Raw genomic sequence first — 14,788 nt, forward strand, 5'->3', positions numbered from 1 at the left:
GAATATCCTTGTGCGAAGCACAGGACCGGCGTAGACTCCACCATACGGAATTTCTTTTCCATTCAGCTCTGACGGAGGACCCATGCCCAGCCGCTCGCTCTCCGACGACGCCCTGGCCTCGATCGATCGCCGCCTGGCCGACACCGATGCGCTCCTGGCCCGCGAATTCCCCGGAGACGACGGTCGCCGGCAGCCCGTGCACACCGTCTACCTGCCGGCCGACCGATTCACACCCGAGACGACTCGGGAGTGGGGCGAGCAGGCCTTCGCGGCGGCCGACGCCGCCGGCGGCCTGGACGAGGTCGCCCGCACCCTGGGCCTCGACGACCGAGATCTCCCGGATCTGGTGCGGCGCAAGCTGACCGAGGAGCCGATCGAGGACATCCGGCTCGATTTCGAGGACGGCTACGGCGACCGCGGCGACGACGCCGAGGACGCCGACGTGGCCCGCGCCGTCGACGCGGTGACGAAGGCCGTGGCCAACGGGTCGACGGCCCCGTTCATCGGCATCCGCTTCAAGTGCTTCGAGGCGCCCACCCGCGCCCGCGGACTTCGGACCCTCGACCTGTTCGTCAGCGGTCTCGTCGCGGCCGGCCCGCTGCCCGAGGGACTCACCATCACGCTGCCGAAGGTGACCACGGCCGGCCAGGTGGAGGCGATGGTCGACGCGAGCCGCGGCCTCGAGACCGCACTGGGCCTGGGCGAGCGCCGGCTCCGCTTCGAGGTGCAGGTGGAGACGCCCCAGGTGATCCTCGGGGCCGACGGCACCGCACCCGTCGCCACCCTGCTGCACGCCGCCGACCGGCGGGTCACCTCCCTGCACTACGGCACCTACGACTACTCCGCCTCGCTCGGCATCGCCGCGCAGTACCAGTCGATGGAACACCCCGCCGCGGACCACGCCAAGAACGTCATGCAGCTGGCCGTCGCCGGAACGGGCGTGCACCTCTCGGACGGCTCCACGAACATCCTGCCGATCGGCGATCCCGCCCACGTGGCCGACGCCTGGCGCCTGCACGCGCGGCTGGTGCGCCGCCACCTCGAGCGCGGCATCTACCAGGGCTGGGATCTGCACCCGGCTCAGCTCGTCACGCGGTTCCTCGCGACCTACGCCTTCTACCGCGACGGCTTCCCCGCCGCCGCGACCCGGCTGCGGAACTACGTGCACCGCATCGACTCCGCGATCCTCGACGAGCCGGCGACGGCCCGCGCGCTCGCGTCCTTCATCCATCGCGGCGTGACCTGCGGGGCGGTCACCGCCGCCGAGGTCGCGTCCGCCGCCGAGGTCACCGTCGAGACGGTGCGCGACCTCGCCCTGAACCGCCCCACCATCACCCAGCCCGAGGAGACCCGATGAGCTCGTCCGCCCCCGTCTACTACTCGCCGCAGGGCGGCCACCCGCCGCAGACGGACCTGCTCACGGATCGCGCCATCGTCACCGAGGCCTACACCGTGATCCCGCGCGGCGTCATGCGCGACATCGTGACCTCGGTCTTCCCGGGCTGGACCAACACCCGCGCGTGGGTGCTCAACCGCCCCGTCGCGGGCGGCTCGACGACCTTCGCGCAGTCCATCGTCGAGGTCTCCCCCGGCGGCGGCTCGGAGGCGCCGGAGCCGCAGCCCGAGGTCCAGAGCTTCCTCCTCGTCACGCAGGGCACCCTGCAGGTGACGATCGACGACGAGGCGCACACCCTCACCGAGGGCGGCTACGCGTACATCCCCGCGGGCACGTCTTGGTCGGTAGCCAACACGTCCGACGGTGCCGCCGTCTTCCAGTGGGTCCGCAAGCGCTACGAGCCGCTCGCCGGGCACACGCCGAAGGTCGCCGTCGGCAACGAGCGCGACATCGAGCCCTCGCCGATGCCGGGCACCGACAACAAGTGGCGCACCACCCGGATCCTCGATCCGCAGGACCTGGCGTACGACATGCACTGCAACATCGTGACGTTCGAGCCGGGCGCGTCGATCCCGTTCGCCGAGACCCACGTCATGGAGCACGGCCTGTACGTCCTGGAGGGCAAGGCCGTCTACCGCCTCAACGGCGACTGGGTCGAGGTGCAGGAGGGCGACTACATGTCGCTGCGCGCCTTCTGCCCCCAGGCCTGCTACGCCGGCGGACCGTCGAACTTCCGCTACCTGCTCTACAAGGACGTCAACCGCCAGATCGCCCTGTAGCGAGCCGATACGTGAAGTGCCCCTCCCGGATTCCGGGAGGGGCACTTCCCTGTGGCGTGGAGGTCCGTCGGTCAGGACAGGGTCGCCGCGGCACGCACGAGCGCCTCGCGTAGGCGCAGGGTGTTCGCGTCGAGCTCCTCCTGGACCCGCTCCTGGCTGACGGGCCACGGGGTCTCGGCGATGACGTCGTGATCGGTGACCAGCGCGACGCAGGCATAGCCCATGCCGAGCTCGCGGGCCAGCGCCGCCTCCGGGTACGGGGTGGTCGACACGACGTCCCAGCCCTGCGCCGCGTACCAGCGGGACTCGGCCGCGGTCGAGAAGCGCGGGCCGCGGATCGCCACGACCACACCGCCATCGGCGACGACCCAGCGCTGGTCGCGGAGCGCGTCGATCGCGGCGGCGCGGGTCGGTTCGGAGAAGGGCTGCGCGAACGAGACCCGGACGTCCTCGTCGTCGTGGAAGGTGTCGTCGGTGCGCCCGGTCCGGTCGACGAGCTGGTCCGGGACGACGACGGTGCCGACGCCCACCGCGGGGTCGAAGGCTCCGGCGGGCGTGGCGGCGAGGATGTGCCGCACGCCGAGGTGGTGCAGCGCCCAGATGTTGGCGCGGTGATTGATCTTGTGCGGCGGGATGGTCCGCTCGCGGCCGGACCGCGTCAGGTACGCGACGCGCCGGCCGTGCGCGCTCCCGATCACCACGTCGTCCGACGGCGCGCCGTAGGGCGTGTCCACCGGGTATGCGCGGGCGTCGTCGAGGAGCCCGTAATAGCCCCAGCTGCCGAGGATCGCGACCGTGGCCTCGGGACCAGCCGGAGCGGTGGTGTCAGACATTCTTCGCCCCTTCGGCATCGACGGTCGTCTCGGCGCCGGCCGCGGCCGGCGCTACGGCATCGGCACGCGGCGGGAACGCGGCCGCGCCGTGGCCGGGGTGCGCGCGCACGTCGTCGGGATCGTCGACGACGAGCGTGCCCTCCAGGACCGCCTTCATCTTCTCCGTGTCGAGCAGGCCCTCCCACCGCGCGATGACGAAGGTGGCGAGGCAGTTGCCCAGCAGGTTGGTCGCCACACGCATCGAGTCCATGAGGCGGTCGGCGCCGAGGAGCAGGGCGACCGCGGCCACCGGGAAGGCACCGACCGCAGCGGCCGTGGCGGACAACGCCACGAACGCGGAGCCCGGGACGCCGGCCATCCCCTTGGAACTGAGGATCAGGATTCCCATGATCGTGATCTGCTGCCCCATGCTGAGGTCCACGCCGACGGCCTGCGCGAGGAACATCATCGACAGCGAGAGGTAGATCGCCGCGCCGTCCAGGTTGAAGGAGTAGCCGGTCGGGATCACCAGACCGACCACCGATCGGTCGCAGCCCGCCGCGTCCAGCTTCTTGATGATCGACGGCATCACGGCCTCGGACGACCCCGTGCCCAGCGCGAGCATGAACTCCTCGCGGCAGTACTTGAGGAACTTCCACGTACTCACACCGGTGATGAGACGCACCGCGACCGCGAGGATGAGGATGAAGACGACGGCGGCGCCGTAGCACGCGAGCACCAGCATGCCGAAGGACTTGAGCGAGTCGGCGCCGTAGTTCCCCACGGTGAAGGCCATCGCGCCGAACGCACCGATCGGCGCCAGATACATGATGTAGCTGACGATCCGGAAGATCACGTGCATCGCCTGGTCGATGACCTCGAGCAGGACGGGTTGGACCTTCTCGCTGATCGCCGCGAGCGCCACGCCGAAGAGCACCGCGAACAACAGCACCTGGAGCAGGTTGTTCTTCGCGAAGGCGTCGACCACGGAGGTCGGGATGATGTTCATGACGAAGTCGACGCCGCCCGGCAGGGTCTCGCCGTGCGTCTTCTCATCGAGCGCACTCGCGTCGAGGGTCGACGGGTCGATGTTCAGGCCCTCGCCCGGGCGGACGACGTTGCCGACCACGAGCCCCAGCGCGAGGGCGAACGTGGTGCACACGGTGAACCACAGCAGGGCCTTCGCACCGATCTTGCCGAGAGCGGCCATACTGCCGACCTTGGCGATGCCGGTCACCACCACGAGGAAGATCAGCGGCGACACCAGCATCTTGATGAGCTTGATGAAGCCCTGGCCCAGCGGAGCGAGGTGGTCCGAGAATCCCGGGAAGAAGATGCCCGTGGCGATTCCGGCTGCGATGCCGATCAACACCTGGACGAACAGGGATCTGTACCAGCGCTTCTTCTTCGGCGCCTCAGTCGTGGTCATGTGCATCCCTTCGCCGGAATGTGGCGCGGCCGTCCTGCTTCTCGAACGACTACCCGATAGGAGCTTCAGTTCTGGAAGGGCCAGCCCGTTACGACCTTGGGGCGCGGCGGGGCGTAGGTGCGCACCTTGGAGGTCTTCAGGCCCATGCGTACGAGCCCCTCGGCGATCGTCACGGCGGAGCGCACCCCGTCGACGATGGGGACGCCCGTCGCGGCGGAGACCTTCTCCTCCAGCTCCGCCATGCCGCCGCACCCGAGGCAGATGACCTCGGCGTGGTCGCGCTCGACGGCCTCCCGCGCCTGGGCGACGATGGCCTCGACGGCCCGCTCGGGCTCGGACTCGAGCTCGAGCACGCCGAGACCCGACGCGCGCACCGACGCGCAGCGGGCGTCGAGTCCGGCCAGCTTGAGCCGGTCCTCGATGAGCGGGACCGTGCGGTCGAGAGTCGTGACGACGGAGTACTTGTGGCCCAGGTACATCGCGGTCGACGCCGCAGCCTCGGTGATGTCCACGACGGGCACCTCCAGCAGCTCCTGCAGCCCCTCCCGGCCGTGCTCGCCGTACCCCGCCTGGATCACGGCGTCGTACGGCCCCTCGTAGCGCGTGATCGCATCCATGACGGCGATCGCGGCGAGGTAGGACTCGAAGTTGCCCTCGCACGAGTCCGCGCCGAACCGCGGCGTGATCCCGACGATCTCGGTGCCGGGAGAGGCCGCGGAGCGCGCCGACTCGGCGATCGCGGCCGTCATGGACTCCGTGGTGTTGACGTTGGCGACGAGGATGCGCATCGCGGGACTCCTAGTGCTTGCTGGGGACGGCGATCGGCTCGCCGGAGACGTCGACGAACGGGCCCTTGCGGTCGGCCACCACGAGGTAGACGAGCGCGCCGAGGCCGGCTCCGATGAACCACGAGTAGTTCGAGACCACGTGGAAGGCGGGCACGAAGGCCATGAGCAGCGCGGCGCCGGCAGTGGGAACGAGCGCGACGACGGCGCGCGGGTTCACGCCACCCTTGTAGAAGTACGGCGCGTCGGGCAGGTCGCAGTACAGGTCGGGCACGTTGACCTTCGACTTGCGGATCAGCCAGTAGTCGGCCATGACGATGCCGAACAGCGGGCCGAGGAGCGCGCCGAGTCCCCCGAGGAAGTACGTGATGACGGCGGGCGAGTTGTACAGGTTCCAGGGCAGGATGATCAGGCCGATCACGCCCGAGATGAGGCCCGCACTGCGGAAGTTCAAGTGCTTCGGGAACAGGTTGTTGAGCGCGTAGATCGGGGCGACGAAGTTCGCCATCAGGTTCACCGCCACGGTGAGCACGAGCAGCGCGAGGCACGCGAGGACGAGCAACAGCGTGTTCGGCACCGTCTGGACGATGTCGGCGGGCGACTCGATGACCTGTCCGTTGATCTTGAACTGGGCGCCGGCCAGCGTGATCACGATGGCGCCGAACAGCAGCATGTTGAGCGGGATGCCGAAGAAGTTGCCGCGCACGATGGACTTCTTGGACGTCGCGTTACGGGTGAAGTCGCAGAAGTTGAGGACGAAGGTGCCGTAGATCGCGACCCAGAGGCTGGCGCCACCGACGATCTGCAGCCACATGTCGAGTCCCGTCGTGGACTCCGGCGTGGTCCATGCGATGGACCAATCGGCCTTGCTGAGCATCCAGACGGCCAGAGCGGCCATAGTGACCAGGATGACCGGCCCCGCGAAGGCCTCGTACTTGCGGATCATCTCCATGCCGTAGCTGACGATGACGAGCTGAATCGCCCACAGGACCAGGAAGGAGATCCAGCCGAGGGTGGAGAGTCCGAGGAAGCGGTTCTCATCGAGAGTCGCCGCGCCCGGAGCGACCGCGACGATCATGATGCGCAGCACCACCGAGGCGAGGTAGGTCTGGATGCCGAACCAGGCGATCGCGACGACACCGCGGATCAGCGCGGGGATCTGCGCCCCGCGGATGCCGAAGGAGATGCGGCTCATGACCGGGAAGGGCACACCCGTCTTCTCCCCCATGAAGCCGGAGAAGTTGAGCAGGACGAACAGGAACACGCCGCCGAGGCCGAGGGCCAGCAGGATCTGCCACCCGCCGAGGCCCAGCGCGAACAGGCCGATCGCGAAGGCGTAGTTGCCGAGGCTGTGCACGTCGTTCGCCCACAGGGTGAAGATGTTGTAGCCGCCCCACGTGCGGCCCGCCCGCTTCGTCGGCGCGAGGTCCTGGTTGTAGAGGCCGGCGCTGAGCCGGTTCAGCGCGTCCACGTCGGGAACATCGGCGACGTCCGCGTCACCGAGCCGGATCGGATTCGCCTGCGCCGCGACGCGGGGGGTGAGTTCTTCTGTCATGCTGGGCCTTCGTTCTTGCTGGCTGACCGCTCGAATCTTTTCCGTTGTGCGGAAGTTTTGTTCCACTTGTAGCGATAAGTAAGACCTATCCCCGCTCGCGTGTCAAGGGCCATGTCGTATGTCGGAATATGATCGTCACACGACGGAAACGCCGATCTTGACGAGTGGCGCAGGTCACACCTAGTGTGGCCCCAGGATCGAGACGAAATTCCGCGACTCGGAATTTCTAGCGAAGGAGAACCTGCATGAGCACCGACACCGCCGAGTACGACCTGGTGGTCCGCGGCCGCCGCATCGTCACGACCGCCGGGACGGTGGCGCGCGAGGTCGGCATCCGGGACGGCCGGGTGGTCGCCATCGAGCCGCTCGGCAACGGCCTGACCGGCCGCGAGGTCGTCGAGCTGACCGACGATCAGGTGATGATCCCCGGCCTCGTCGACACGCACGTACACGTCAACGAGCCCGGGCGCACCGAGTGGGAGGGCTTCGAGTCCGCCACCAAGGCCGCTGCCGCGGGTGGCGTCACCACGCTCGTCGACATGCCGCTCAACTCCATCCCGCCCACCGTCGACCGCGAGGCCCTGCGCATCAAGCGCGAGGTGGCCGGCCCCAAGGCCCACATCGACGTCGGCTTCTGGGGCGGTGCCGTCCCGGGCAACAAGGGCGAGCTGCGCGGGCTGCACGACGACGGCGTGTTCGGCTTCAAGTGCTTCCTGCTGCACTCGGGTGTCGACGAGTTCCCCCACCTCACCGCCGATGAGATGGAGGAGGACATGGCCGAGCTGGCCACGTTCGACTCGCTGATGATCGTGCACGCCGAGGACTCGCGCGCCATCGACCACGCACCGGAGCCCGAGGGCGACAAGTACTCGAAGTTCCTCGCCTCCCGCCCGCGCGGCGCGGAGAACGTGGCCATCGCCGATGTCATCGAGCGCGCCCGCTGGACCGGGGCGCGGGCGCACATCCTGCACCTCTCCTCGTCGGACGCGCTGCCGATGATCGCGACCGCCCGCCGCGACGGGGTCAAGCTCACGGTCGAGACCTGCCCGCACTACCTCACGCTGCTCGCCGAGGAGATCCCCAACGGCGGCACCGCCTTCAAGTGCTGCCCGCCGATCCGCGAGGCCTCGAACCGGGAACTCCTGTGGCAGGGCCTGCTGGACGGAACCATCGACTGCATCGTCTCCGACCACTCCCCCTCGACGATCGACCTCAAGGACGTCGAGAACGGCGACTTCGGTGTGGCCTGGGGCGGCGTCGCGTCGCTGCAGCTGGGCCTGCAGCTCATCTGGACCGAGGCCAAGAAACGCGGGATCTCCCTCGAGCAGGTCCTCGAGTGGATGTCGGCGAACCCGGCGAAGCTGGCCGGCATGACCCGCAAGGGCCGCATCGCCCTCGGCTTCGACGCCGACTTCGCGATCTTCGAGCCGGAGGCCGCGCAGGTCGTCGACGTGCACCACCTGCACCACAAGAACGCGATCTCACCGTACGACGGCCGCGCCCTCGCCGGCGTGGTCAGCGGAACCTGGCTCCGCGGCGAGAAGATCGACTTCGAGACCCCCCACGGTCGCCTGCTCCGCCGCGGCGAGGCCTGACCTCCGGCTCCCCGGCTACGGACGACTCGCGAAGATCCGGCTGAGGTAGTCCGGGGTGCCCTCGATCCGTTGCAGGTGCGGGTACCGCAGGCCGCCGTGGTAGTCGATCTCGACGGTCCGCGTCTGGTCGAAGTCCTTCACCTGCAGCCGGATCGGGGCGGGGTTCGTCTTGGCCGCCTCGATCGCGGTCTGCATCGTGGCCTGGGAGTACGCGGCGTCGTTGACCGACAGCACCGTCATCCCCGTCCCGACCTTCGCCTTGAACGCGGGTCCGTCCCACCGCACATCGGTGACCTTGCCCGCCGCGGACACGTTGAGGCCGATCGAGTAGGTGTAGTTGGCCGCACCCTCCGCCGCCTTCATCTGCGCCGCCAAGAAGGGGCCGGGGTTGTTGTCGTAGACCAACTTCCACCCCGTCTTCTCGACGCTCGAGGCGAACGACTCCTTGCCGTCGAGGCGATCGCGCAGGTACGTCGCCCAGTCGTCGGCGACCACACCGTTCAGCGTCGCGACGACCTTGTCGAAGTCGTAGGTGTTCTGCGTCTTCCACGTCTCGGCGTCGACGCCGAAGAAGGCGCGGGCGAAGTCGTCGAGCGACTTCGTGTCGCCCGTCAGTTCGCGGATGCGCGCGTCCACGCCCAGCCACACGAGCTGACCGCCCTGGTAGTAGTCCTCGCTGAGCTGCCAGGACCGGTACGGCTTGGTGCGGCGCTGCGCGATGATCGGATCGTTCGTGGTGTCCTGCAGGCTCCGCCAGCTCAGGCCCGGGCGGCCGTCGGTGTACGTGGCGACCACGGATGCCAGCGCATCGCGGGAGACCTCCGCCGGCCGCAGCCCCGCCCGACCGGTCAGCACGTTGCCCCAGTACTGGGTCTGACCCTCGTACACCCACATCAGGCTGTCCTGCATGGGCGTGTTGAAGTCGGGCGTCCACAGGTCGGCCGGGCGCCGGAACTTGCCGTTCCACGAGTGCGTGTACTCATGGCCGAGCAGATCGTCGCTCCCCACCGCGGGGTTCCACCCCGTGAAGTAGTCGGTCGGCTCGCCGTTCTCGCTGGACCGCTGGTGTTCGAGCCCGTTGGAGCTGAGCTGATCGGAGAGCGAGAGCAGGAAGTCGTAGTGATCGTAGTGCTGCGATCCGTACAGCTTGATCGCCTGCGCGACGAGCGCCCGGTGCTGCTCGATGTGCTCGGGCTTGGCCTCGAGCTGCTCCGGCGCGTCGGCGAAGACCTGGAGCCGCACCGGGACCTCGGCGCCCGGGGCCAGGTCGATCTGCTTGTGGAAGCGGCCCGCGTAGACCGGCGAATCGACGAGCACGTCGAGCGGAACCGTCCGGTAGTCGACGGTGTCGCCGCGTCGGCCGGAGACGTCCAGCGCGGTGCCGGCCTCGAATCCGGGTGGGTAGGTGACGCTCGCGGTGAACGGGATCTCGCTCGCGGGCTTCCCCGCCGGGTACAGGACGACCGCGTTCCACTGCAGGTTGAGCATGTTCGGCGTCATCACGACGCGGCCCTGGGTGCTGTCGGTGGGCGTGAGGTACGAGAACGCCGCATCCAGGGTGTCGACACCGTCCGGCACCGTCACCTTCAGCGCGTAGACGTTGAGCGGATCACGCTTCCAGTCCAACTTCTTCCCGCCACCGGAGAACGAGATGCCGGCGATCTTGTCGATCGGGCCCGAGGGTGAATGGTTTCCCGGCAGCCACTGCGGGTAGAGCAGGGTCACCTCGCCCGCGCTGACGGGGATGGACTGCTTCACCCCGATGATGCGCCGCGGCAGGTTGGTGACGTCCACCGATACCGAAACCGGCTTCTGCTCCCCTGCGTCCTTCCCCGAGCGGTCCGGCGACCCGCAGGCCAGCAGGCCCGCCAGGAGGACGATCACGATGCTGACGGCGCTGACGCCTCGAACCTTGGACATCCGCACTCCCGACTTCCCGCGAACAATTTTGTTGATCCTACAAAATTGTTTGCGGCCTCGCCCTCCGAAAGGACGGGGTCGCCGCAGCGGGTCCGGACGCCCGCGCGCGGCGCCCGGCGCGTGGGATCCGCTAGAGCGTGCCCTTGGTCGACGGGACGCCGGTGACCCGCGGGTCCGGCTCCACGGCTGCGCGCAGGGCGCGGGCGACGGCCTTGAACTCGGCCTCGGTGATGTGGTGCGGGTCGCGGCCGTACAGGACGCGCACGTGCAGCGCGATTCGGGCGTTCATCGCCAGGGACTCGAAGACGTGGCGGTTGATCACCGTCGAGTACGGGACACCCGGGTAGCCGCCGATCACGGAGCTGACCAAGTACTCCGGCTCGCCGGTGTGCACGGCGTAGGGCCGGCCGGAGACATCGACGGAGGCGTGCGCCAACGTCTCGTCCATGGGGATGAAGCAGTCGCCGAAGCGGCGGATGCCCTTCTTGTCCCCCAGCGCCTCGCCGATCGCCTGGCCGAGCACGATCGAGGTGTCCTCGACGGTGTGGTGGGCGTCGATCTCGATGTCGCCCTTGGCCTGCACCGTGAGGTCGAAGCTGCCGTGCTGACCGAACGCGGTGAGCATGTGGTCGAAGAAGGGGACGCCGGTGGCGATGTCGGTGACGCCGGTGCCATCGAGGTTGAGCTCCACCACGATCGAGGACTCCCTCGTGGTGCGCTCGATACGGGCGATGCGGTCGGTCATGCGGTCACTCACTTCTGCTCGGGCGCCAGCTTCTCGCTGATCGCGAGGAAGGCGTCGTTCTGGTGGTCCAGCCCCACAGACACGCGCAGGTGCCCCGGGATGTGCATGTCGCGCACCAGGACCCCGCCGTCGAGGTAGGTGCGCCAGGCGGCGGACTCGTCCGCGAAGCCGCCGTACAGGATGAAGTTGGCGTGCGACTCGATCACGTCGTAGCCGAGCTCCCGCAGCCGCGCCGAGATCCGGTCCCGCTCGGCCGACAGGTGCGCCACCGACGCCAGCGTCTCCGCGCGATGGTCGATCGCGGCGATCGCCGCGGCCTGCGTGAACACCGAGAGGTGGTACGGCAGCCGCACGAGCTGGATCGCCCCGACGATGGCCGGCGCGGCCACCAGGTAGCCCACGCGTCCGCCCGCGAAGGCGAAGGCCTTGCTCATGGTGCGGCTCACGATGAGCTTCTCGCCGAAGCGGTCCAGCAGTCGCACCGCCGACGGCCCGGCGCTGAACTCGCCGTACGCCTCGTCGACGATGACGATGCCCGGCGCCGCCTCGATCAGCCGGATCAGGTCGTCCTCGGCGATGAGGTGCCCCGTCGGGTTGTTCGGGTTCGTGAGGAACAGGACGTCGGGACGCAACTCGTCGATCGCGCCCACGGCGTAGTCCACGTCGAGCGCGAAGTCCGCGGTGCGCTTCCCCGGGATCCAGTGCGTGTCGGTACCGTCCGAGATGATCGGGTGCATCGAGTAGCTGGGCACGAACCCCATCGCGGTGCGCCCGGGCCCGCCGAACACCTGCAGCACCTGCTGCAGGATCTCGTTGGAGCCGTTGGCGGCCCACACGTTCTGCGGCCCGACGACGGTGCCGGTGCGCTCGGTCACGTACTCCGCCAGGCGGTTCCGCAGCGCGGCCAGGTCGCGGTCCGGATACCGGTTCATCGCGGCGGCGGCCTCGCCGACGGCCTTGGCGATGTCGGCGACCAGTGCCGGGCTCGGCGGGTGCGGGTTCTCGTTCGTGTTCATCGCCGCGGCCACGGGCAGCTGCGGCGCACCGTAGGGCTCCTTGCCGCGCAACGTGTCCCGGATGGGCAGCTGGTCGAGGCTCACGGCCTCACCGGGCAGCGGGTTCACGCGCGGCCGCCCTTCAGCGACTCGAACCGCAGCCGCACCGCCTCGCCGTGCGCCGGGAGGTCCTCGGAGTTGGCCAGGGTGATCACGGTGCCGGCGATGTCCTTGAGCGCGGCCTCGTCGTACTCGACGACGTGCACGCCTCGCAGGAAGGTCTGCACCGACAGGCCCGAGCTGTGCCGCGCGCAGCCGGCGGTGGGCAGCACGTGGTTGCTGCCGGCGGCGTAGTCGCCGAGGCTCACCGGCGAGTGCGGGCCGACGAAGATCGCGCCGGCGGCCCGCACCCGCCCGGCGACCTCGCGGGCGTCCGCGGTCTGGATCTCCAGGTGCTCCGCCGCGTAGGCGTTGACCACCGCGAGGCCCTCGTCGATCCCGTCCACCAGGACGGTGCCGGACTGCGGGCCGCGCAGCGCGGTGTCCACGCGCTCGCGGTGGCGGGTGATCTCGAGTTGGGCAGTCAGCGCCTCGTCGACCCGATCCGCGAGCTCCGGCGAGGTGGTGACCAGCACCGACGCCGCCATGACGTCGTGCTCGGCCTGGCTGATGAGGTCGGCCGCGACGTGCACCGGGTCGGCGGTGTGGTCGGCGAGGATCGCGATCTCCGTGGGCCCGGCCTCCGCGTCGATGCCGACCAGGCCGCGGCACAGCCGCTTCGCGGCGGTGACGTAGATGTTGCCGGGGCCGGTGATGAGGTCGACGGGGGCGAGCTCGGCACCGTCGAGATCCGTGCCGCCGTGCGCGGCGAGCGCGATGCCCTGTGCGCCGCCGACGGCCCACACCTCGTCGACCCCGAGCAGCGCGCACGCGGCGAGGATGGTGGGGTGCGGCAGCCCGTCGAAGTCCTTCTGCGCGGGCGAGAGCACCACGAGGGAGCCCACGCCGGCGATCTGCGCCGGAACCACGTTCATCACGACGGACGACGGGTACACCGCGTTGCCGCCGGGCACGTACAGGCCGACGCGGTCGACGGGGATCCACCGCTCGGTGACGGTGCCGCCGGGAACGACCTCGGTGACGGTGTCGACGCGCTTCTGGTCGGAGTGCACCATGCGGACCCGGCTGATCGCGGTCTCCAGGGCCTCGCGGATCGCCGGGTCGAGCTCGGCGAGCGAGCGCTCCAGCGCCCCAGCCGGAACCCGGACGGTGGCCGGGCGGACCCCGTCGAACTTCGCGCCGAACTCGAGCGCCGCCTCGCCGCCGCGCTCGGCGACCGCGTCGACGATGGGCCGCACCTGCGGCACCACCGCGTCGACATCGGTGCCACCGCGCGGGAGCGCCGCGCGCAGCTCGGCGAGCGACGGGCGGCGACCGCGCAGGTCGAGACGGCTCAGCTGCAGATCAGACATGGCCCCATTCTATGGGTCCGGCGCCACCGGGTTTCCGGCCGGGCAGCACCCCGGCGAACCGGACGGCGGCCGCCGCTATGAGTGCGGTCACACGCCCGTACCGCGCCGCGCTTCACCGCTCTGCGGCACCTGACGGTCCGGTAAGTTGTCCGCCATGGCTGAGACCAACCACGGCGACCAGGGCCTCCTGTACTGGCTGATCAAGCACGTGTCGGTGGGACCGACGATCCGGCTGGTGAACCGGCCCACCGTCGAGGGACTGGAGAACATCCCGGTCGACGGTCCGGCGCTCATCGCCGGCAACCACATGTCCATCGCGGATTGGCTGTTCGTGCCGTTGGTGGTGCCGCGCCGCATCTCCTACCTGGCGAAGAGCGACTACTTCACCGCTCCCGGCGTCTCGGGCAAGCTGCAGAAGTTCTTCTACACGCAGACCGGCCAGGTGCCCGTCGACCGCGCGGGCGGCGACGCCGCGACCGCCGCGCTCAACACCGCGAAGAAGCTCCTCGCCGAGGGCCGCCTCGTCGGCATGTACCCCGAGGGCACCCGCTCCCCCGACGGCCGGCTCTACCGCGGACGCACCGGCCTGGTCCGGATCGCCTTCGAGGCGAACGTCCCGATCATCCCCGTCGGCGTCATCGGCACCGACAAGGTCTCGCCGCCCGGACCCTTCAGCTGGCACGCCGAGAAGGTACAGGTGAAGTTCGCCAAGCCCATCGAGCCGATCGAGTACGACATCCCGTCGGATCCCGACGAGCGGCACCCGCTCGAGCGTTCGGTGACCGACCGCCTGATGCAGGAGATCCAGGCCCTCACCGGGCAGGAGTACGTGGATGAGTACGCCAAGAAGTGGCGCCCGGAGTCCTGATCCCGCGCAGCGGGCGCGGGACCTCGCGGTCCTGCGCAGGGTCCGCGACCGCATCGACCGCGAGTTCGCGCAGCCGCTGAACGTCGAAGAGTTGGCCCGCGGCGCGCACCTCTCGGCCGGGCATCTGAGCCGCGAGTTCAAGCGCGTCTACGGCGAAGCGCCGTACTCGTACCTGATGACCCGCCGGATCGAGCGGGCGATGATGCTGCTGCGCCGCGGCGACGTCTCGGTGACCGACGCCTGCTTCGCGGTGGGCTGCTCGTCGCTCGGCACGTTCAGCACGCGGTTCACCGAGCTCGTCGGCGTGCCGCCGAGCGTGTACCAGCGCGACCACAGCGCCGCCGCCGAGGGCATTCCCGCGTGCCTCGCCCGCCAAGTGATGCGACCGGTCAGGAATCGAGAAGCACCGCACGCCCCACCGCAATAACGTGAGCCGC

General features: G+C 69.5%; 13 protein-coding genes. 5 read left to right on the forward strand and 8 right to left on the reverse strand.

Annotation, left to right across the window (positions count from 1 at the left end; all coding sequences use genetic code 11):
* The first annotated feature begins 82 nt into the window (after positions 1-82).
* Both WFK95_RS07855 and WFK95_RS07860 read left to right on the forward strand, forming a co-directional pair.
* Positions 83-1,357 (forward strand): DUF6986 family protein, encoded by a 1,275-nt coding sequence (locus WFK95_RS07855; protein ID WP_224645074.1) that lies wholly within the window; start codon positions 83-85, stop codon positions 1,355-1,357.
* On the forward strand, positions 1,354-2,175 hold the full coding sequence (locus tag WFK95_RS07860; protein WP_224645073.1) for a bifunctional allantoicase/(S)-ureidoglycine aminohydrolase: 822 nt from the start codon (positions 1,354-1,356) through the stop codon (positions 2,173-2,175). The genes WFK95_RS07855 and WFK95_RS07860 overlap by 4 nt, the downstream gene beginning before the upstream one ends.
* Positions 2,176-2,246: 71 nt before the next feature.
* On the opposite strand, the gene WFK95_RS07865 is transcribed toward WFK95_RS07860, so the two are convergent.
* From WFK95_RS07865 to WFK95_RS07880, 4 genes are all read right to left on the reverse strand, one after another.
* Positions 2,247-3,008, reverse strand: coding sequence for an MTAP family purine nucleoside phosphorylase (locus tag WFK95_RS07865; protein ID WP_224645072.1), 762 nt, complete (start codon positions 3,006-3,008; stop codon positions 2,247-2,249).
* Positions 3,001-4,416, reverse strand: a complete 1,416-nt coding sequence (gene dctA / locus WFK95_RS07870) for a C4-dicarboxylate transporter DctA (RefSeq protein WP_336670370.1) — start codon at positions 4,414-4,416, stop codon at positions 3,001-3,003. Before dctA ends, WFK95_RS07865 begins: the two co-directional genes overlap by 8 nt.
* A 65-nt stretch (positions 4,417-4,481) precedes the next feature.
* The gene (locus WFK95_RS07875; protein ID WP_224645070.1) at positions 4,482-5,204 is read right to left on the reverse strand and encodes an aspartate/glutamate racemase family protein; all 723 of its coding nucleotides are present in this window, start codon (positions 5,202-5,204) and stop codon (positions 4,482-4,484) included.
* 10 nt (positions 5,205-5,214) lie between these two features.
* On the reverse strand, positions 5,215-6,756 hold the full coding sequence (locus tag WFK95_RS07880) for an NCS1 family nucleobase:cation symporter-1 (protein ID WP_336670371.1): 1,542 nt from the start codon (positions 6,754-6,756) through the stop codon (positions 5,215-5,217).
* A 245-nt stretch (positions 6,757-7,001) separates the two neighbouring features.
* On the opposite strand from WFK95_RS07880, the gene allB reads away from it, so the two are divergent.
* Positions 7,002-8,351: an allantoinase AllB gene (allB, locus tag WFK95_RS07885; protein WP_224645068.1), complete on the forward strand. Its 1,350-nt coding sequence runs from the start codon at positions 7,002-7,004 to the stop codon at positions 8,349-8,351.
* A gap of 15 nt (positions 8,352-8,366) precedes the next feature.
* On the opposite strand, the gene WFK95_RS07890 is transcribed toward allB, so the two are convergent.
* From WFK95_RS07890 to hisD, 4 genes are all read right to left on the reverse strand, one after another.
* On the reverse strand, positions 8,367-10,271 hold the full coding sequence (locus tag WFK95_RS07890) for a M61 family metallopeptidase (RefSeq protein WP_336670372.1): 1,905 nt from the start codon (positions 10,269-10,271) through the stop codon (positions 8,367-8,369).
* 130 nt (positions 10,272-10,401) lie between these two features.
* On the reverse strand, positions 10,402-11,016 hold the full coding sequence (gene hisB / locus WFK95_RS07895) for an imidazoleglycerol-phosphate dehydratase HisB (protein ID WP_336670373.1): 615 nt from the start codon (positions 11,014-11,016) through the stop codon (positions 10,402-10,404).
* 8 nt (positions 11,017-11,024) lie between these two features.
* Complete coding sequence (locus tag WFK95_RS07900) at positions 11,025-12,140, reverse strand: histidinol-phosphate transaminase (protein WP_336670374.1); 1,116 nt, start codon at positions 12,138-12,140, stop codon at positions 11,025-11,027.
* Positions 12,137-13,483, reverse strand: coding sequence for a histidinol dehydrogenase (gene hisD, locus WFK95_RS07905; RefSeq protein ID WP_336670375.1), 1,347 nt, complete (start codon positions 13,481-13,483; stop codon positions 12,137-12,139). The genes WFK95_RS07900 and hisD overlap by 4 nt, the downstream gene beginning before the upstream one ends.
* 154 nt (positions 13,484-13,637) lie before the next feature.
* Between hisD and WFK95_RS07910 the strand changes: the two genes are divergently transcribed.
* Both WFK95_RS07910 and WFK95_RS07915 read left to right on the forward strand, forming a co-directional pair.
* On the forward strand, positions 13,638-14,351 hold the full coding sequence (locus tag WFK95_RS07910) for a lysophospholipid acyltransferase family protein (protein WP_336670376.1): 714 nt from the start codon (positions 13,638-13,640) through the stop codon (positions 14,349-14,351).
* Positions 14,317-14,778 (forward strand): helix-turn-helix transcriptional regulator, encoded by a 462-nt coding sequence (locus tag WFK95_RS07915; protein ID WP_224645062.1) that lies wholly within the window; start codon positions 14,317-14,319, stop codon positions 14,776-14,778. Before WFK95_RS07910 ends, WFK95_RS07915 begins: the two co-directional genes overlap by 35 nt.
* Positions 14,779-14,788 lie beyond the last annotated feature (10 nt).

It is taken from the genome of Tsukamurella sp. USMM236, from assembly GCF_037148755.1.
Lineage (GTDB): Bacteria > Actinomycetota > Actinomycetes > Mycobacteriales > Mycobacteriaceae > Tsukamurella.